This window comes from Mesorhizobium delmotii, assembly GCF_900149755.1.
GTDB lineage: Bacteria > Pseudomonadota > Alphaproteobacteria > Rhizobiales > Rhizobiaceae > Mesorhizobium > Mesorhizobium delmotii.
Map to the genome: position 1 here is coordinate 157,672 of NZ_FUIG01000039.1, position 18,266 is coordinate 175,937.

At 61.7% G+C, this 18,266-nt stretch carries 17 protein-coding genes; 2 read left to right on the forward strand and 15 right to left on the reverse strand.

From position 1 onward, the window contains the following. The 3 genes from BQ8482_RS23060 to BQ8482_RS23070 all read right to left on the reverse strand — a co-directional run bounded on the left by BQ8482_RS23060 (window position 1) and on the right by BQ8482_RS23070 (window position 3,492). Window positions 1-846, reverse strand: a complete 846-nt coding sequence (locus BQ8482_RS23060; protein ID WP_123149678.1) for an EamA family transporter — start codon at window positions 844-846, stop codon at window positions 1-3. Between the two features lie 7 nt (window positions 847-853). Beyond that, complete coding sequence (locus BQ8482_RS23065; protein ID WP_123149679.1) at window positions 854-1,768, reverse strand: endonuclease/exonuclease/phosphatase family protein; 915 nt, start codon at window positions 1,766-1,768, stop codon at window positions 854-856. A 173-nt stretch (window positions 1,769-1,941) separates the two neighbouring features. After that, a complete protein-coding gene (locus BQ8482_RS23070) occupies window positions 1,942-3,492 on the reverse strand; it encodes a cation:proton antiporter (protein WP_123149680.1) in 1,551 nt (516 codons plus the stop codon). A gap of 125 nt (window positions 3,493-3,617) precedes the next feature. Between BQ8482_RS23070 and BQ8482_RS23075 the strand changes: the two genes are divergently transcribed. Then, window positions 3,618-4,244: a glutathione S-transferase family protein gene (locus BQ8482_RS23075; protein WP_123149681.1), complete on the forward strand. Its 627-nt coding sequence runs from the start codon at window positions 3,618-3,620 to the stop codon at window positions 4,242-4,244. A 30-nt stretch (window positions 4,245-4,274) separates the two neighbouring features. On the opposite strand, the gene BQ8482_RS23080 is transcribed toward BQ8482_RS23075, so the two are convergent. The 10 genes from BQ8482_RS23080 to BQ8482_RS23125 all read right to left on the reverse strand — a co-directional run bounded on the left by BQ8482_RS23080 (window position 4,275) and on the right by BQ8482_RS23125 (window position 15,317). Continuing rightward, complete coding sequence (locus BQ8482_RS23080; protein ID WP_123149682.1) at window positions 4,275-5,339, reverse strand: ABC transporter ATP-binding protein; 1,065 nt, start codon at window positions 5,337-5,339, stop codon at window positions 4,275-4,277. A gap of 28 nt (window positions 5,340-5,367) precedes the next feature. Then, window positions 5,368-6,162: an ABC transporter permease gene (locus BQ8482_RS23085; RefSeq protein ID WP_123149683.1), complete on the reverse strand. Its 795-nt coding sequence runs from the start codon at window positions 6,160-6,162 to the stop codon at window positions 5,368-5,370. Continuing rightward, window positions 6,159-7,052, reverse strand: coding sequence for an ABC transporter permease (locus BQ8482_RS23090; RefSeq protein ID WP_244602942.1), 894 nt, complete (start codon window positions 7,050-7,052; stop codon window positions 6,159-6,161). The genes BQ8482_RS23085 and BQ8482_RS23090 overlap by 4 nt, the downstream gene beginning before the upstream one ends. Window positions 7,053-7,124: 72 nt before the next feature. Next, window positions 7,125-8,231 carry an ABC transporter substrate-binding protein gene (locus tag BQ8482_RS23095; protein WP_123149685.1) on the reverse strand — a complete coding sequence of 369 codons (1,107 nt, stop codon included), beginning with the start codon at window positions 8,229-8,231 and terminating at the stop codon, window positions 7,125-7,127. A 240-nt stretch (window positions 8,232-8,471) separates the two neighbouring features. Then, the gene (locus tag BQ8482_RS23100) at window positions 8,472-9,644 is read right to left on the reverse strand and encodes an iron-containing alcohol dehydrogenase (protein ID WP_123149686.1); all 1,173 of its coding nucleotides are present in this window, start codon (window positions 9,642-9,644) and stop codon (window positions 8,472-8,474) included. Window positions 9,645-9,661: 17 nt separating this feature from the next. Continuing rightward, window positions 9,662-11,047 (reverse strand): aldehyde dehydrogenase family protein, encoded by a 1,386-nt coding sequence (locus tag BQ8482_RS23105; RefSeq protein ID WP_123149687.1) that lies wholly within the window; start codon window positions 11,045-11,047, stop codon window positions 9,662-9,664. A gap of 16 nt (window positions 11,048-11,063) precedes the next feature. Continuing rightward, window positions 11,064-11,426: a hypothetical protein gene (locus tag BQ8482_RS23110; RefSeq protein WP_123149688.1), complete on the reverse strand. Its 363-nt coding sequence runs from the start codon at window positions 11,424-11,426 to the stop codon at window positions 11,064-11,066. Window positions 11,427-11,429: 3 nt separating this feature from the next. Beyond that, window positions 11,430-12,800 carry a glutamine synthetase family protein gene (locus tag BQ8482_RS23115; protein WP_123149689.1) on the reverse strand — a complete coding sequence of 457 codons (1,371 nt, stop codon included), beginning with the start codon at window positions 12,798-12,800 and terminating at the stop codon, window positions 11,430-11,432. Between the two features lie 116 nt (window positions 12,801-12,916). Next, window positions 12,917-14,479: an amino acid permease gene (locus BQ8482_RS23120; protein ID WP_123149690.1), complete on the reverse strand. Its 1,563-nt coding sequence runs from the start codon at window positions 14,477-14,479 to the stop codon at window positions 12,917-12,919. Between the two features lie 19 nt (window positions 14,480-14,498). Continuing rightward, window positions 14,499-15,317 (reverse strand): N-formylglutamate amidohydrolase, encoded by an 819-nt coding sequence (locus BQ8482_RS23125; protein ID WP_123149691.1) that lies wholly within the window; start codon window positions 15,315-15,317, stop codon window positions 14,499-14,501. A 148-nt stretch (window positions 15,318-15,465) separates the two neighbouring features. On the opposite strand from BQ8482_RS23125, the gene BQ8482_RS23130 reads away from it, so the two are divergent. After that, the gene (locus BQ8482_RS23130) at window positions 15,466-16,293 is read left to right on the forward strand and encodes a MurR/RpiR family transcriptional regulator (protein ID WP_123149722.1); all 828 of its coding nucleotides are present in this window, start codon (window positions 15,466-15,468) and stop codon (window positions 16,291-16,293) included. 402 nt (window positions 16,294-16,695) lie between these two features. Here BQ8482_RS23130 and BQ8482_RS23135 read toward each other — a convergent pair whose 3' ends face one another. Beyond that, window positions 16,696-17,655 (reverse strand): ankyrin repeat domain-containing protein, encoded by a 960-nt coding sequence (locus tag BQ8482_RS23135; protein WP_244602938.1) that lies wholly within the window; start codon window positions 17,653-17,655, stop codon window positions 16,696-16,698. After that, entirely contained in the window at window positions 17,606-18,031 is a 426-nt protein-coding gene (locus BQ8482_RS23140; RefSeq protein WP_133254814.1) for a hypothetical protein, read from the reverse strand. Before BQ8482_RS23140 ends, BQ8482_RS23135 begins: the two co-directional genes overlap by 50 nt. Between the last annotated feature and the right edge of the window lie 235 nt (window positions 18,032-18,266).

Sequence of the window (18,266 nt, forward strand, 5' to 3'; positions counted from 1 at the left end):
CTATCCGAGCCTCAGCGCGACGACGCCGGCAACAATGCTGAGCACGGCGGCACCGCGCCATCCTGTCATCTTCTCGCCGAGCGCAAACACCGAGATCATCATGGCGAACAGGATCGAGGTTTCGCGCAGCGCCGCGACCGAGGCGATCGGCGCCTTGGTCATCGCCCACATCACGATCCAGTAGGCGGCGCCGCTGAGCACGCCGGTGTACACGCCCGCCTTCCAGTCGCGCGCCAGCAGCGGCAGCGCTTTTGGTCCGCGAAAGATCAGGCACAGCACCAACGCCCATGCCGCGTCACAGACGAACAGCCATGCCGCATAGCTTGAGGCGGTAGCGGCCAGCCGCGCGCCGCTGCCGTCGGAAAGCGTATAGCCGGCGATGAAGATCGAGGTGCCAAGCGCAAAGCCGACCGCGCGCAGGTTCAGCCTCTCCAGATGTGCGCCGCCGCGAAACGACAGCACCAGCGTGCCCGCCGACAGCAGGACGATGCCGAGAATAGCGAGTGGCGCCGGTACCTCGGCGACGACCACGATGCCGCCAAGTGCAGCCAGCAGCGGTGCCGTGCCGCGCGCCAGCGGATAGGTCTGGGCGAAATCGCCGGCCTTGTAGGCGCCGATCAGGAACGTCCTGTAGCCCATGTGGAAGATCATCGAGGCGATGATATAAGGCCACACTTCCGCTTTCGGCACCCCGACGAAAGGCAGCGCCAGAAGCGCCACGGCGCCCATGCCGAGCGTCATCAGCGTGATCGACAGGAAGCGGTCGAGATGCACCTTGACCAGCGCGTTCCAGATCGCGTGCATGGCGGCGGCAGCAAGCACCGCGAAGAAGACGGACAAGGTCATCGGCGGCTCATCCGCCTCCGGCCCCCGTCGCGAACGGCGTTTCCAGGTCGATGTCGACCCGCAGCGGAAAATGATCCGAAGCGACTTCGCCGATATCGGCGCTGACCGAGCGCACCCGTCCCGCCAACATCCCGCCGACGAAGCAATGATCGAGCCGGCGCCTTATCAGCCTGCCGTCGATGGTTTTCACATGGGTGTGGAAATCCGACGTCGGTTCGCCGGTGACGGCGGCGGCATCGACGAAACCGTCGAGATAGGCGGCACCGCGATGATAGGGCGTGCTGCCGACGATGCGCCGGTACTCGGCGCTGCCTGGCTCCATGTTGAAATCGCCCATCCAGATCGCCGCCAGCGGGTTTTCCGGCTCCGGCTGGCCATTGCTCCAGTTGCGCACGGGCTCATCGTCGGCGCCGCTCCACGGGCCGCCGTCGTACGGCGCGCGGCGATGCTCGGCGAGCAGGTAATCGATCTGCTCCAGCCGCTCCTCGGCGGCAATATGCGCGAGATGCAGCGACAGCACCCGCACCGGACCGGCAGGCGTGCGGATCATGCATTCCAGCGCTGCGTTGCGGGTGTTGAGCGGACGCACGGTGCGGCGCAGCGGCAGCGTGTGCAGGCGCGACCAGACGATCGGCAGCTTGGACAGGACCATGGTGCCGAATTGCCGCCGCCGGTTGACGATGCGGCCGTCACGCCGCTCGCTGGCGTCCATGTCGAAGGCCGGCCCATAAACCCAATAGTATTCGGGCAGCAGTCGCGAAAGAAGTTCCGGCTGGTCGTCATCGCTGCTGCGCAGCCAGTGCCGCTCCACCTCTTGCAAGGCGATGATGTCGGCGCCGGCCACGACGCGTGCCGCGCGCGCGAGATCGTAGCGGCCGTCGCTGCCGAAGCCGTACTGGATGTTGTAGCTGACCAGCTTCATCGCTTACCCGGCTCAATTTCGATGTGGCAGTAGCGGTCCGGCGGCAGCCTGGCAATGGACCGCTACGGTGGTGGGTATGGGCCAAGCACGGATAGTCAGCAATCAGCTTCCCTCCCCGGCCAGGGTGTGTTCAGATTCAGGTCAGGCCGACATCACCTGAATATCAGCCCACCCTAGGTCGTCAGCGGCTGGAACCGCCCGGCCGGCGACGCCGCCAGTTCCGACCAGTCGATCTCTTCCTCCAGGCGATGATAGGCTTCGTCACCGATCGTCCCGTTCCGGCGCAGTTCCTCCAGTGCATCGCGCTGGCTGTTGATGGCATAGAGGCGCAGCCGGTCATACTCCGTCGCCGCCTGCGCGTTCCCAGGGTTTTCGGCGATCGTGCGCTGGGCCGTATATTGCTCGCGCACGGCGGCAGCGGCATTCGATGTCTTGCCGCTCAGCACGTTGAGCGCGGCCTGCATGATGGCGACACGCGCCTGCGCCACTTCGCGATCGACTGTCGTGTCTGGATCGAAGTTGAGCAGGCGCAGCAGCGGCTTCAGCGTCATGCCTTGCAGCACCAGCGTGCCGAGCACGACGGCGAAGGCGGCAAGCACGATCGGATCGCGGCCGGGGAAGTCGGCCGGCAGTGCAATGGCCACCACCAGCGTCACCAGCCCCCGCATGCCGCACCAACCGACGAGCACGGCGCCGCGAAACGTCGGCATATCTTGCCTTTTGTCTTCGCCGTCGAAGCGGGCAAACCATCTTATGATCGCAACGTAACTCGTTACCCAGACGAGGCGCGCGACGATGACGACTACGAGTACCGTTGCGGCGAAGAGAAATGCATCGCCTTGCCCTTCGCCGGAGAGCCGGCCGACGATCGATCGGGCCTGCAGGCCCATCAGCACGAAAGCCAGCACGTTGAGCACGAACACCGCCGACTCCCAGACTGAATAGGTGCTAACGCGCCTTCTGGCCGACATGCGGCGCGGCGCCCTGCGCGCGATGGTGATGGCGTAGACGACGATGGTGATAATGGCTGAAAGGCCGAGCTTGTCGGCAATGATCCAGACGGCAAAGGTTCCGGCAAACTGCACCACCGTGCTGCTTGCCGCATCCTCGATGCGCGAGAGCGTCAGCAGCGAGAAGCGGCCGAACAGATAGCCGGCGACTACGCTGCCAACCGTTGACAGCAGGATTACAGGTACAGCGTCCTTGAGCATGACCGAGCCGATGGCAGCCGAAACCGCGATTCGGTAGATCAACAGCGCAGTGGCATCGTTGAGCAAACTCTCGCCCTGCAGGATGGCGGTGAGGCGGTGCGGCACCTTGAACTGCCCGAGCACGGCGCTTGCCGCCACCGCGTCCGGCGGTGCGACGATGGCGCCGAGCGCGATCGCCGCCGCGATCGGCAGACCGGCCATCTTCCAGCCCACGACTGCAACGACCCCAGTGGTGAAGACAACGGCGCCAAGCGCCAGCAGCGCCAGCGACAGCCGGTAGCGCTTCAGGTCGCGCAACGAGGTGTCATAGGCGGCATCGAGAAGCACCGGCGCGATGAATAGGGCAAGAGCCAGTTCCGGGTCGATCTCGATGGTCGGTGCACCGGGCACGAAGGCAATCCCAACCCCGGCCAGAGCCAGCAGGGACGGATAAGGAACCTCCAGCCGTCGCGACAGCGCCGTCAGCGCAACGGCGATGAGCAGGAGAACAAGGGTAAGCTCGAAAAGGGCCATGTTTCATCGTAGCGACGAAACGCGATTGTTGGCAGTGGCAAAGAATCAGGATGCTGTTGATTGTCCAGCACAGCCGGGCTGGCTGACCGTATGCCTTCAGGCGCCGCCGGCGTATAACAGCAATCATGATCCTTATTGGCCAGTATGACTCGCCTTTTGTTCGCCGCGTCGGCATCGCACTGACGTTCTACGGCCTCCCCTTCGAGCATCGGCCATGGTCGGCCTTCGGCGATGCCGACAAGATTCGTTCCTACAACCCGCTGACGAGGGTGCCGACACTGGTGCTGGACAACGGCGAGGTGCTGACGGAAAGCCACCAGATGCTCGATTATCTGGACAACCTGGTTGCGGTCGAACGAAGGATGTTTCCGACAGGCGAACCCGCCCGCCATCAGGCGCTGGGGATTGCGGCCCTGGCCACCGGGCTCGGCGACAAGAGCGTCAGCCTGTTTTACGAAAAGCGCTTGCACGAGAAGGTCTCCGACCTTTGGGTCGGCCGCTGCCGGACGCAGATAGAGAGCGTCCTGGCTGCATTGGAAGCGGACCGCGCCGCGAGGTCTGGGGTCTATTGGTTCGGCGATAGCATCGGTCATGCCGATGTCGTGGTTGCCGCCGTGCTGCGTTTCCTTGGTGAAGCGCATCCGGGCATGGTTCCGCTGGTCGGCCTTCCGGCGTTAGAGGCTCATGCCGCTCGGATGGAGGCCCTGCCCGTCTTTCAGGCGATCTCGCAGCCTTTTATCCCGCCGGCCTGAACGCTTCGGCCCTGTCGGTTTCTCTCCGGGTCAGTGCAGCACCAGCATGTCGCCCGACGAGAACGAAATCTCGGCCTTTTCGCCGACGGCGGGCGGCGGGGTGGCCGGGCTGTTGAACGTGTCGAGCGACACCGTGCTGCCGCCGATGCCGACGCGAACCCGGATGACCGAGCCGAGGAAATGCACTTCGGTGATCTCGCCCGAAAGGCTGGAGTCTCGGCCAGGATGGCGGCCGAGCGAAATCGCCTCGGGCCGCAGTGCCAGCGACAGCGTGTCGCCGGACTTGGAGCCGTTGAGCTTTCCCTGCAGCGAGATCTCTTGCGCGTTGACGCGTACCTTGCCCGACGCCGCGTCGGTGACGGTACCTTCGAGCACGTTCAGTGTGCCGACGAAATTGGCGACGAACTTGGTTGCCGGCCGGTTGTAGATCTCGAACGGCGTGCCGACCTGCTCGGCCTTGCCGCCATACATGACGGCGATGCGGTCGGAGATCGACAGCGCCTCTTCCTGGTCGTGGGTGACGAAGACGGTGGTGATGCCGAGCTTCTTCTGGATCGAGCGGATTTCCTCGCGCAGCGACACGCGCACCTTGGCGTCGAGCGCCGACAGCGGTTCGTCGAGCAGCAGGAGCTTCGGTTTCGGCGCAATCGCCCGCGCCAGCGCGATACGCTGCTGTTGACCGCCGGAGAGCTGATAGGGATAGCGGTCGCCCATCTGCGGCAGCTTGATGAGGTCGAGCATCTCGGCAACGCGGCTGTCGGCATCGGCCTTAGGCATGCCCGCGACCTTCAGCCCGAAGCCGATGTTCTGCGCTACGGTCAGGTTGGGAAACAGCGCATAGGCTTGGAACACCATGCCGACATTGCGCTGGTTGGGCTTGAGCCGGGTGATGTCCTTGCCGGCCACGACGATCTTGCCGGCGCTCGGTTCCTCGAAGCCGGCGACCATGCGCAGCACCGTCGTCTTGCCGCAGCCCGACGGCCCGAGGAACGAGACAAATTCGCCCGGCTCGACGTCGAGATTGAAGTCCTGGACGACGGTGGTGGCGCCGAAGGCTTTTCGAACCTGCTGGATGGAGAGGAATGGCTCGGCCATGGCTTTTCTTTCGGTCAGTACTTTTCGATCAGTTTGGCCGGTTCGCCGATCGCGGCGCAAAACGCGACAGGATCTGGATCAGCGACATGCAGCCCCAGGTGATGGCGAACGAAATGAGCGCCAGTGCCGACGGCTCATAGGCACTGTTGGCGCCGATGTTCTGCAGATAGGGGCCGAAGGCCGGGCGATTCAGCAGCGACGCCATGGTGAACTCGCCGATGACGATGGCAAAACTCAGGAACGCGCCGGATAAGACAGCGATCAGTACGTTCGGCAGGATGATGCGGGCGATGATGGTGGTCCAGCCGGCGCCGAGGATTTGTGCGGCTTCGGTGAGCGTTCTGACGTCGATGGTCCTGAGACCGGTATCGACCGCCCGGTACATATAGGGCAGCGCCAGCACTGCATAGCCGATGACCAGCAGAGCATCGGTGCCGCGCGCTGTCGCCAGAAAAGGCAGCGTTGAATTCGACCCGAACATTCTGATGTAGCCGAAGACGATGACGATAGCGGGGATAACCAGCGGCAGCAGGGTGATGAACTCTACGACCGGCCGCAGATGCGGTAGCCGCAGCCGTATCCAGTAGGCCGTCGGTACAACGAGGAGCACGCCCAAAAGAATGGTAAAGACCGCCACAACGACGGAATAGGTAAATGTCGTCTGGAAATTCGGATCTCCGAAGACTGAGCGGTAGGCGTCAAAGGAGTATTCCCCTCGCCGCTTACGCAAAGAGAATTCAAAGGTCGCCAAAAGCGGCAGGATAAAATAGGTGGTTCCCACGCCAAAAACGAGCCAAGCCCAAAAACGGCTGCCTTGCTTCATTTCAGCCACCGTTCGGCTCGCCGTTGGAACAAAATATAGAAGAGATTGGCCAAGCCGGTGATGACTATCATGCCGAATGCAAGCGCATAACCTAGATTCGGATTGTAAAGCACGTCGCCGCGAATCTGCGCGAACAGCTGGATTGGCACGATGTTGAGTGACGGCCCCGTCAGTGCATAGGCCGTTGCGACCGCCCCGAACGCGTTGGCAAAGAGGAGGACCGTCGTTCCGAGAAAGCTCGGCCATAACACCGGGATGACCACCATGCGCCAATATTGCCAATTGGTTGCCCCGAGCGTGGCGGCAGCTTCGCCCCATTCCTTCTTCAACCCATCGACCGCCGGCGTGATGATGACGATCATCAATGGAATCTGGAAATAGAGGTAGGTGAGGATCAGGCCCCAAAACGAAAAGATACTGAAGCCGAGCGAATAGATGTTAATTCCGAAAATGTCTCGCAACAGGATCGTCGCCACTCCGAGCCGACCTAGAGTCGCGATGAACGAGAATGCCAGCGGTACGCCGGCAAAATTCGAGGCGACGCCCGAGAAGGTCAAGGTTGCCGAGCGTAACCACGGCGGCAAGCCGCCGCGAACCACTGCCACCGCCATTGCCAGGCCGATCAAGGCGCCAAGGACCGCAGAGACAAAGCTGATCTGAATGGATACCCAATAGGCCGCGGCGAGCTTGGGTTGCGACAACGCTATGATGTTGTCGAACGTATAGTCGCCGGCTGCATTTTTGAACGCGCCCGCGATCAGCCCTACCGTGGGCAAGATCAGAAAGATCAGTGCGAAAACGAAGAACGGAGTTACGCCTAACCAATGCAGTGGCAGCCGAAGGCGGCTGATCTCCGGCGCGCCAGGACTGACGCTGGCTGTCTGGGACATTGTGGAGTCTGCCATGGAATTTCCGAAGTTGGCACAGGGCGCCGGGCGGCGAACCGCCCGGCGCTCTATGAATTACTTCACGACGGCGCCAACGATGGCATCCCAGTTCGTGCTGATTTCCTTCTTGGCAGCGTTCTGTTCCTCCAAGGTTGGGAATATCGCTTTTTCGTAGGTCTCGGCGGCCGGCAGCTTGTCCAGCATCTCCTTCGGGATCACGCCCTTCTTGGCGAGGTCATTGAAGCGGATCGGGTGGCAGTAGCCCTTCAGCCAGCCGAGCTGGCCTTCGTCTGAATACAGATACTCCATCCACAGCTTGGCGGCGTTCGGATGCGGCGCATAGGCGCTGATCGCCTGTACGTAGACGCCCGCGACCACCGCTCCCTTTGGCACGACGATTTCGATTTCCGGATTGCCGGCCATCTTGTCGCGCATGGCAAGCAGGTTGTAGTCCCAGTTCATCACGATTGGTGTCGTGCCCTGGGCGACAGCTGCCGCTTCACCCTCGACCGGCACGAAGTTGCCGGCATCGTTGAGCTGCTTGAAGAACTGCAGACCCTTGGCTGCGGCGTCCTGGCCGCCGGTACCGCCAGCCGCGAGGCCCGAAGCGTAAACCGAAATGACGGCGTTGTTCGACGTGCGCGGGTCACCGGCGAGCGCCACCGAGTTGGCGTATTCCGGCTTCTGCAGGTCAGCCCAGTCCTGTGGTGCGTTCTGCACGACGGCCTTGTTCACGCCGAAGGCGAGCACGCCATAGTAGTCGCCGTACCAGTAGCCATCGGCATCCTTGGCGCTGTCAGGGATCGTATCCCAAGTCGACACCTTGTAGGGCTGGATCAGGCTGTCTGCCTTGGCGGACGGGCCAAAAGACAGGCCGACGTCGATGACATCAGGCGCCTGCGGGCCCTTATTGTCCTTGTTGGCCTTGATCGCCTCGATCTCGTCGCCGGAGCCGGCATCGGGATTGAGCTCGTTGATGGTGATTTCCGGATACTTCGCCTTGAAGCCGGCGATGACGTCGCCGTAGCCGCACCAGCTGTGCGGCAGCGCGATGGTGGTGAGCTGGCCTTCCGCCTTGGCGGCGGCGACCAGTTCATCCATGGACTGGGCCGACGAGATGGCAGAGGTCGCCATCAGGGCGACGGCCGTAAGGGAAAGCACTTTTCCCGTGAATTTGAACATGTGTTCTCTCCGTTGAACTGACGCCATTGGACGCCTGCGATGCGGTATCGTTCTCGTGTGACAGCCAGATGAAAGCTTCGTGAAAGCGATGCCCTGCAGTGCAAAAAGTAAACTCTTTTTAACCAACTGTAGCAATCGCTCCGCGATTCTTTTTCCGGCTAATGAATTTCGGTCTTACCTTTCATCTTTCCCCTTTCTTTGCCCTCATTTCCCAGATCAATTTCCGGCGCGAAAACCGTCTCAAACGGTGCCGGCAATGGCATTGTCGAGCAGCGTCAGCGCCGCCTTCCTGGTCAGCTTGACCGGGTTGCCGCCGGCGGTCGGATCGACCACCGCCATGTCGGCGATCAGGCCCTTGCGCTTCTTGTCCATGTCGAGCCCCTTGATCAGGCCCGGCAGCGCGTGCGGCACCTTCAATTCCTTGCGCAGCTTGATGACGGCCTTGGCGAAGCCGTCGAAGCCGCCCTTGATGCCGCAATAGGCCGCGAGCCGGGCGATGCGCACCTCGATGGCGTCGCGGTTGAAGGCCAGTACATAAGGCATGAACACGGCGTTGGTCATGCCATGATGGGTGTCGTAAAGCGCGCCGATCGGATGCGACAGCGAGTGGATGGCGCCCAGCCCCTTCTGGAAGGCGGCAGCACCCATCGCTGCCGCACTCATCATGTGGGCGCGGGCGACAAGATCCTTGCCGTTGGCATAGGCTTTCGGCAGGTTTTCGAAGACGAGGCGCACGCCTTCGACCGCGATGCCGTCGGCCATCGGATGATAGCCCGGCGCGCAATAGGCTTCGAGGCAGTGGGCGAGCGCGTCCATGCCGGTGCCGGCGGTGATGAAGCCCGGCATGCCGACCGACAGTTCCGGATCGGCGATGACGATAGCCGGCAAAAGTTTCGGATGGAAGATGACCTTCTTGGTGTAGGTCGCTTCATTGGTGATGACGCCGGCGCGGCCGACCTCCGATCCGGTGCCGGCCGTCGTCGGCACGGCGATGATCGGTGCGATCGCGTCGGAATTGGCGCGCGTCCACCAGTCACCGACATCCTCGAAATCCCAGACCGGCCGCGTCTGGCCGGCCTGGAAGGCGATCAGCTTGCCGAGGTCGAGCGCCGAGCCGCCGCCGAAGGCGATGACTCCGTCGTGCTTGCCCTTCTTGAAAACGGCAATGCCAGCGGTCAGGTTGGAATCCACCGGGTTAGGCTTGACCTCGGAAAACACGCCATAGGGTACCTTGGCGTCGTCGAGGATCTTCAAGGTAGAAGCGACTACCGGCAGCTTCGCCAGCCCTGGATCGGTAACGAAGAGCGGCCGTTTGATGCCGGTCGCATCAAGCACATCAGGCAATTCCTTGATGCGCCCCGCGCCGAAGCGCACGGTTGTCGGATAATTCCATTTGGAAATCAGTTTTGTCATTTTTGTCTTTCAGAAAATCAGATGGCTTCACGCAGGTGAAATGATTTCGGTCTCGTCAGATTGTCGTAGCCGATGGCCGACAGGGCAGCGCCCTTGCCGGTGTCTTTGACGCCGGTCCAGACCAGCGCCGGATCGAGATAGTCGCAGCGGTTCATGAACACGGTGCCGGTCTCGATGCGATCGCCGATCGCCGCCGCATGCTCGGTGTCGCGTGTCCAGATCGAGGCCGTCAGCCCGTAGGGGCTGTCGTTCATCAGCGCGATCGCGTCCTCGTCATTGCGCACCTTCATGATGCCGACGATCGGCCCAAAGCTCTCCTCGCGCATGACGCTCATCTGGTGATCGACCTCGGTCAGCACTTCCGGCGCTAGGTAAGGCGAGCCTTGCTCGTCATTGGCCACCTTCATGTTGATATGTGCCCTGGCGCCCTTGCGCAGCGCCTCGGCCTTCTGCTCGCGGATCAGGTCGGCGAAGCGCGCCTGGGCCATCGGCCCCATCGTCGTCGCCTGATCGAGCGGGTTGCCGATGACGTAGTTCTTGGTTTCGGCGATGAAGCCTTCGACGAATTCGTCATAGACCTTCTCGTGGACATAGACGCGTTCGATGCCGCAGCAGCACTGGCCGGAATTGTAGAAGGCGCCGTCGACCAGATTGGCGACGGCATGGTCCATCTTGGCATCGGCCAGGACATAGGCCGGGTCCTTGCCGCCGAGTTCGAGGCCGAGCGTCATGAAGGTGCCTGCCGCGGCCTTCTCGATGGCGCGGCCGCCAGCGACGGAGCCGGTGAAATTGACATGATCGATCTTGCCCGAGCCGAGCAGTTTTTCGGTCTGCGCGTGGTTCATGACGAGGTTCTGGAACAGGCCCTTGGGCAGGCCGGCCTTGTCGAACGCCTGTTGAAAACGTTCGCCGACCAGCAGCGTCTGCGCCGCGTGCTTGAGGATGACGGCACTGCCGGCCATCAGCGCCGGCACGATGGTGTTGACGGCGGTGAGATAGGGATAGTTCCACGGCGCAATCACCATGACCACGCCGAGCGGCACCTTCTTCACATAGCGGCGAAACCCGTTCTTGGGATCGGAGGCCATCACCGGCTTGAGTGCCGCTTCGGCGATCTCGACCATGTAGCTGGTACGTTCCCTGACGCCGCCGAACTCGCCGCCATAGCGCACCGGACGACCCATCTGCCAGGCGATCTCCGGCACGATCTCGTCGGTCATGGCGACCAGCGCTTCCAGCATGGCAAGCATGTATTTGCCGCGCTCGACGATCGGCGTCTCAGCCCATTTCTCCTGCGCCGCCTTGGCACGCTCGACCGCGGCATTGATCGCCTGGTCCGTGGCGATTGGCCGTTCGGCATAGATCGAACCATCGACGGGAGATTTTATTTTCACGGTTTCCAATTATGCACTCCTGAGTTCAATTTCCTACGACGGCTGTGAGTCCGAACCAGACGTCTCCGACGTCTGGTTCACGCATACCTTCCGACAGCCAAGTCTTCACAACCCTGTCGATTATTTCGTTGGACTTAGTTCCATAGCGGGGTTCGAAAACCCAGACTTTTTCCTGCCCTGTGATCGGCATGGCCCCTTTGGCCAACAGACCTTTCAATGCCTCTCTAGTGAACTCTTCAAGATCTCGTCCCTCGAATCCAAACTCGTGACGTCCCACTGGAATAATCTGCCACAAGCCTACTGCATCGACCTGCAACTCGTTCGGAATAAGCGCAATCCATTCTCCAGCCGATGTATCAAACGAGCGATGGCGCTTGTTTCGATCCATTGCCTAATACCTTTCAAACCCCCTGTGCAGTTCCCAATCGGTAATGCGGCGGTCGTATTCGAACTGCTCCCAGTGCGCCGTATGGACATAATGCTCGAGCACGCCGTCGCCGAGCGCCTGCTTCAGCATCTCCGATTTCGCCAGCGTCTCGGTGGCATCACGCAGGGTCTTCGGAATTTCCGGCAGCTGCGAGGCTTGATAGGCATCGCCGACGAAGGGTTTTTGCAGTTCAAGCTTTTCGTCGATGCCGGCAAGGCCGGCCGCGATCAGCGCGGCGAAGGCGAGATAGGGGTTCAGATCGGCGCCGCCGATGCGGCATTCCATGCGGATGCCTTTGGTGCCCTCGCCGCACAGGCGGAAACCGGCGGTGCGGTTGTCCTCGCTCCACATGATCTTGGTCGGCGCGAAGGTGCCGGCCTGGAAGCGCTTGTAGGAGTTGACGTAGGGCGCCAGGAACCAGGTGAATTCCTTGGCGTATTTGAGCTGGCCCGCCGCCCATTGCTGGCCCAGCGTCGACAGTGTCCAGTCGGCCTTCTTGTCGTAGAAAAGCGGCGTCTCGCCGTCGGCGCTCCACAGCGAATTATGGATGTGGCTGGAATTGCCGGCCAGCCCATAATTGTACTTGGCCATGAACGAAATCGCCTTGCCTTCGGACTCGGCGATCTCCTTGGCGCCGTTCTTCAGGATGACGTGGCGGTCGGCCATCTCGAGCGCCTCGGCATAACGCACATTGATTTCTTCCTGGCCCGGACCCCACTCGCCCTTGGAGTTCTCGATCGGAATGCCGCCTGCTTGCATCTCGTTGCGCAGCCGGCGCATGACCCCTTCTTCCTTGGTGGTGATGCCGATCTGGTAGTCACCGATATAGGGCGAGGCAGTGTCGAGGCCTTGCCAGTGCTTCTTGCGGGCGGAATCGTAGGTTTCGCTGAACAGATAGAATTCGAGTTCGGAGGCGAAATAGCCGAGATAGCCGCGGTCGCTCAGCCGTTTGACCTGCTTCTTCAGAATGGCGCGCGGCGAATGCGGCAGGTCGTCATGGGTGTGGTGGTCGAGCACGTCGCAGATCACCAGCGCCGTCTTTTCCAGCCAAGGAATGCGCCGCAGCGTCGACAGATCGGGCTTCATGACGAAGTCGCCGTAACCCTTCGACCAGCTCGCCGCCTTGTAGCCGGGCACCGGTTCCATATCGATGTCGGCGGCCAAGAGATAGTTGCAGCCATGCGTCTCGTCATGGGCGGAATCGACGAAATACTGTGCCAGGAACCGCTTTCCCGCCAGCCGCCCCTGCATGTCGACGATGCAGGCCAGCACGGTGTCGACCTCGCCGCTGGAGACTGCCTTCTTCAACTGATCGAACGATAAATTTCCGGCCATTTCTACGGCACTCCAGCGCTTGTCGTTTTGGGCTTGGCCCTTTGATCGGGCTTGTCGCTTTGAAGATGTGGAAAGCCATGGCCGGCAAGGCGCCGGCCATGATCATGAAGAGGGTGTCAGACGCCGGCTTCGCCTATGGCCACCTCGGCAGCCTTGATCGCCGCTTGGCGCTTGGCAATCTGGTCGCCGACGGGCGGACCCTTGAAGCGGCGGTTCTCGAAACCAAACCAAAGCACAGCGGTCAGCACAATGAAGCCCAGGGTGATGTAGAGCACCTTGTCGTTCGGCGGCTGGATGGCGATGTAGAAGATGATCACCATGCCGATGACCGACAGGATGCAAAATAGCTTGAACAGACCGGCGCCGAGATTCCACGGGCCGGGATTCGGCCATTTCTCGGTTCCGAAAGCCATCATGCCGAGCACGATCGGAATGATGAAGGACAGGAACAGGAACACCAGCGTCGAATTGACGACGATGGTGTAGATGTTGGTGCCGCCGATCGAAATGAATTGGGCAAGAAAGACATAGATGATCTCGAGGACCGCAGCCGTCCAGATGGCGTTGACCGGCGTGCGCCAGGTCGGACTGACTTTGGCGAGCGAGGCCGAACCGGCCGGCATGCCGCCGTCGCGCGAGAAGGCAAACAGCATGCGTGAGGCCGACGTCACGGTAGCAAGGCCGCAGAGGAACTGCGCGATCAGGATTGCGAGATAGAGCAGCGTCTTCAGCCACGACGGCAAGATCGCGTCCATCGTCGCGAAGAACACGCCCCAGCCCTGTTTGGCGCCGGCCGCCAGATCCGGGATCGCCAATACGATCGCGCACAGCATCACCCAGCCGATCAGCGAGGACCAGAGCACGGACGAAACGATTGCCCGCGGAACGGAGTGCGCCGCCTTCAACGTTTCTTCCGAGGTATGCGCCGACGCGTCATAGCCAGTGATGGTGTAGACCGGCAGTAGCAGGCAAAGCAGGAAGAGATACCCCATGGAATCGGACTGCGGGAAAACGCCGCCGCCCGCATCACCCGAATAGTTCGTGAACGTCCACAACCGCGTGATGTCGATCGCTGGAGCAAACATCAGGCAAGCGACGATCAGCACGGCTGTCGTTGCCAGGATCAGGAAGCCGGAGGCGTCCGTCAGCATAGCCGTCAACTTGATGCCGAAATGGTTGAGCAGCGCCTGCAACACGGTGATGAAGGCGACAAACCCGACGATCTCGCCAGGTGTACCAGTCAGGCCAAAGGCTCCGCCGAAAGTGCCTACGAAGAAGAAAGCAGTACCGATGTTGATCGCGCCGAGCACCGTGATCAGGCCGAGCAGGTTGAGCCATGCGGTGAGCCAGCCAGTGAAACGGTTCCCTAGAATGGATGCCCAATGATAGAGGCCGCCTGCGGTCGGAAATGCAGAGGCGATCTGGGCCATGGCGAGCGCGAAGAATCCCGAAACCATGCACCCGACGATCCAGCCGATACCAGCCCCCGCGCCACCGATCGACGATGTCGCTTGCGCGAAGGAATTGATGCCACCCGACAGGATGCAGATGATCGAGAACGAGATCGCGAAATTCGAGAAGCGGCTCATGCTTCGCGACAGTTCCTGGGCATAGCCCATGCCGTGGAGAACATTAAGGTCCTCCTTCTTGTCGACTTCAGTGTAGTCTTGCGCTGACATTTTTGTCCCCTTCTGGTTCTTAGCTGGCCGATTGTACTGACTTTCCCACTGCGCTTGGTCGGGAGCTCCTGGCCTCCTCGGGCTCCAGATCTAGAAAAATACCCGTGAGCAGATCCGCCCATTTTCGCTGCCCGGCTTCGTCGGATATTTCGTCGTTGCGGATCTCGATCATCGCGCAGGGTAGCCCCCGCGGGCGCGCGTGGCGTTCCAGCGTGAAATAAACGCGGTCGGCCGGCGAATAGGGTTCGTTGACGCCGACCGTGACGCCGGCGAGCCGCTGCAGCGCGGCGACAAGCGGCGCTGCCAGCCGGCGATCCTCGTCATGGATGATGCCGATATGCCAGGGCCGGTTCATACCCTTGTAGACCGGGGTGAAGGAATGGATTGAAACTAGCCGCGTCTCCAGCCCGCGCGCCAGCCTTTTGTCGATGATGCTCGCGACCGCGTCATGGAAGGGTTGCCAGGACAGGGCGATGCGCCCAGCGCGCTGTCTTTCCGACAGGCCGGCATTGCCCGGAATGGCCGTGGTCTCGCTGACCGGCGGCACCAGGTCCGGCGCATCCAGTGGCCGGTTGCAGTCGATGACAAGTCGCGAAACGCGGGTCTCGACCAGCGTCGCGTCAAGCGCCTCGGCCATGCGGCGGGCGACCGGCAGCGCGCCGGGGTCCCAGGCGATGTGGCGGGAAAGCTGCTCGGCAGCAAGACCGAGCGTTCCGAATTCCGGCGGCAGGAAATTGGAGGCGTGGTCGCAGGTCAGCACGAAAGGGCTCGATCCGCCAGGGTTTGTCACCCTCACGGCCTCAGGCGATGCAAGGCTGGCGTGCCGTGCCGTCTCCATTGTTTTAGTCCCCGGGGAGCGCTGTATCGTATATTACGTATTTTGTCTCATTGCGTCCCTGTGGATGATTTCATACAGTTTATCCGGCTTTGTCAAACGCGATTTCGGGTCAAATGCGATTTCGGCAAAAGGCCAGGGTGGGGAAAAGATGATTTCGAGCATTGCCGAACTGATCTCGGACCGCATCGGTACGATGCCGGCGGGCGAGCGCCGCGCAGCGCAAACGCTGATCGCCAGCTATCCGCTGATCGGCCTGAAGACGGTCGCCGAATTCTCAGCTGCCGCCGGCGTCTCCTCGCCGACGATCCTGCGTTTCGTCGCCCGGCTCGGCTTCCAGAACTACCCGGAATTCCAGTCGGCGCTGCAGGACGAACTGGCGGCGCAACTGCAGTCGCCGGCGTCGCGGACGTTCAACCCGCCATCGCCGAACGGCGGCGCGGTGTCGCCGATGCTGGAGGCGACGCTCGACAACTTGCGCGAGACGTTCAGGCACCTGTCGGACAAGCAGCTTGCCGACATCGTTGCAAAGCTTGCCGACCGGCGCGGCAAGACATTCCTGATCGGTGGCCGCTTCACCGATCCGCTGGCGCGCTACATGGCCGCCCACCTCGCCATCATCCAGCCCAACGTCTTTCACCTCGCCGGACAGGAAAGCGTCTGGCGCGACCGGCTGATCGACATGGGCAAGCGCGACGTGCTGGTGATCTTCGACATCAGGCGCTACCAGGACAGCCTCGTCCGCTTTGCCGAGACGGCGCATCAGCGCGGCGTGCAGATCGTGCTGTTCACCGACCAATGGTTGTCGCCGATCGCCCGCTTTGCCCGCCATGTCATCGCCGGGCGCACCGCCGTGCCCTCGGCCTGGGACTCCTCCGCGGCCCTTTTCGTCGTTGCCGAAACGCTGATCGGCGCCGTCACCCGGCAGCTCGAGGCCGACGGCGCCAAACGCATCCGCGAGCTGGAAAGCCTGCGGTAGGGCGCGGTCTGACCCCGACGGCATGATTGCCTCCGTGCCGGGAAGGCGAGCGCGCTAGGCCCAAATACCAAAGCGGCCCGCGCGAGGCGGGCCGTTTTGATATTTGGTTGCGGGGACGCGCAACCGTCTTGTCCTTGCGGCCGGTAAGCAGAGCGGCCGTCGGGTGCCCGGACGGTCAAACTCGTGCGGCAGGTCGAACAGATTGCGCTTGCAGCCGCCCTAACCTACTCTTCGATGCGCCGGGGACTCGGGCTAGCCAATCCCAAAATGATGCATGACCGGTCCCATGTGAAGGGGCCGGAGTGGCGAGGTCGCGGCGAACGCTCTTTGGAGTCACGCAGACCGAAGCGGAGCTGTGGAAGCACATCGAGTTGCATGCCGCGCTCGCGCATCAGCCGGGACTTAGGGCAGAGGGATCGGCTTGTCGCTTAGCGTACGCAAATAGGCAATCAGATTAACACGCTCGGTCTCGTCGGGAACGCCGGAAATTTCCATGCGGACACCGGGCGTGGTGAGGACGGGATCATAGAGAAAGGTGTTCAGATCCTCGTAAGTCCACGCGCCCTCCCAATCCCGCAAAGTCTTGGAATAATTGAATTCTGGCACCGATGCCTTGTCACGGCCGACGACCTCCCACAAGTTCGGACCAGTCTTGCTGCCCTTGCCTGGTTCGTTGTTGTGGCACCCGTCACAATTTTTGCCGAAATAAATCCGGCCCTTCTCGACAGCGGCGGCAGCCAAGTTTGTGGCAATCGGTGCGGGCTTAGGCAGCGCGGCGCCATGCGCCATGAGATAGTCGGATATCTCGGAATATTCGTTAAATCTGGCGAGATGGAGCGGTGTCCGGGCGAAGGAGTCCGCTGTTCGGGCGTTGACATCGGCGCCCGCTTCGACCAGCGCCTTGACGCAATCCAGGCAGCCGTGCCGGACGGCCTCGTGAAGAACAGTCTGATCTCCTACAGCTGAGTTCGGAGCGGCGCCATGCGCCAACAGCAGCGTGATGAGTTCGAGCTTGTTTTTCGCTACGGCCACCTTCAGGGGCGGACCGCCTATCTTCGATCCGGCGTTGACGTCTGCGCCGCGGTCGATCAGCAATTTGGCCGCATCGAGATGCTGCCTGCTGACTGCATAGTAGAGCGGCGTTGCAAACCCATCAGGGTCGTTGACGTTTGCGCCTGCATCGAGGGCCGCCGTAATGGCAGCCATATCGCCCTTCTTGGCAGCGTCATGAATGGCTGCCGCCTGTGATGTCAGCGGGATCAAACAGAAACATATCCATAAGAGCATTCCAGCGCGCATCAGTTGCCTCCCCTTAGCGAAACTCCCGCCCATCCCATTTGAGCGTCGCTGCTTCGCCCCCATGTGCGTGCATTCGGATTTCCGGGACCTGCCCTTCGCCGACGCTTACGCCCGCCCCGAGCATTTCAGTCTTGAGCTCCAGAAGCGCGCCCCGCCGCACATAGATGTCCACCGCGCATATCTGCGCACCGCAAAAACTGCTCCGGCTCGTTGACGCGCCTGCTGAACAGTTTATGCCCTCGTGGCTTAGGATGAGATCGGCCTTGCCGTCGCCGGTAAGATCGCGCTCGATCACGGAGCTGGGGTCGATCTCTCCCACATTGCCCTCGCAAGCCGAAGCGATCTGTTCGGCGATAAGGTAATTCGCGGCGTTGGAGTAGGCTGCGGCCGGCGCTATGGCGGCAGCAAGAATGGTGGCGAGGAGAATTGGCCGGAGCATCGCGCTCTTCCCTACTGCCACCATAACTCAACTTGGATTTCACCAAAAGACAATGAGGCTCTTGTTCGGCAGGTTTAAACTGATTGCCGGGAGAGGATTTGACATTCTCTGTCCAGTTGTGTCGGCTCGCCTCCCTTGCGGGCCTTGACGAGCATCAAAAACCGACCGCGCCAGGCCGCAAACGCAAAACGGCCCGCGCGAGGCGGGCCGTTTTGTGTATTTGGTTGCGGGGACA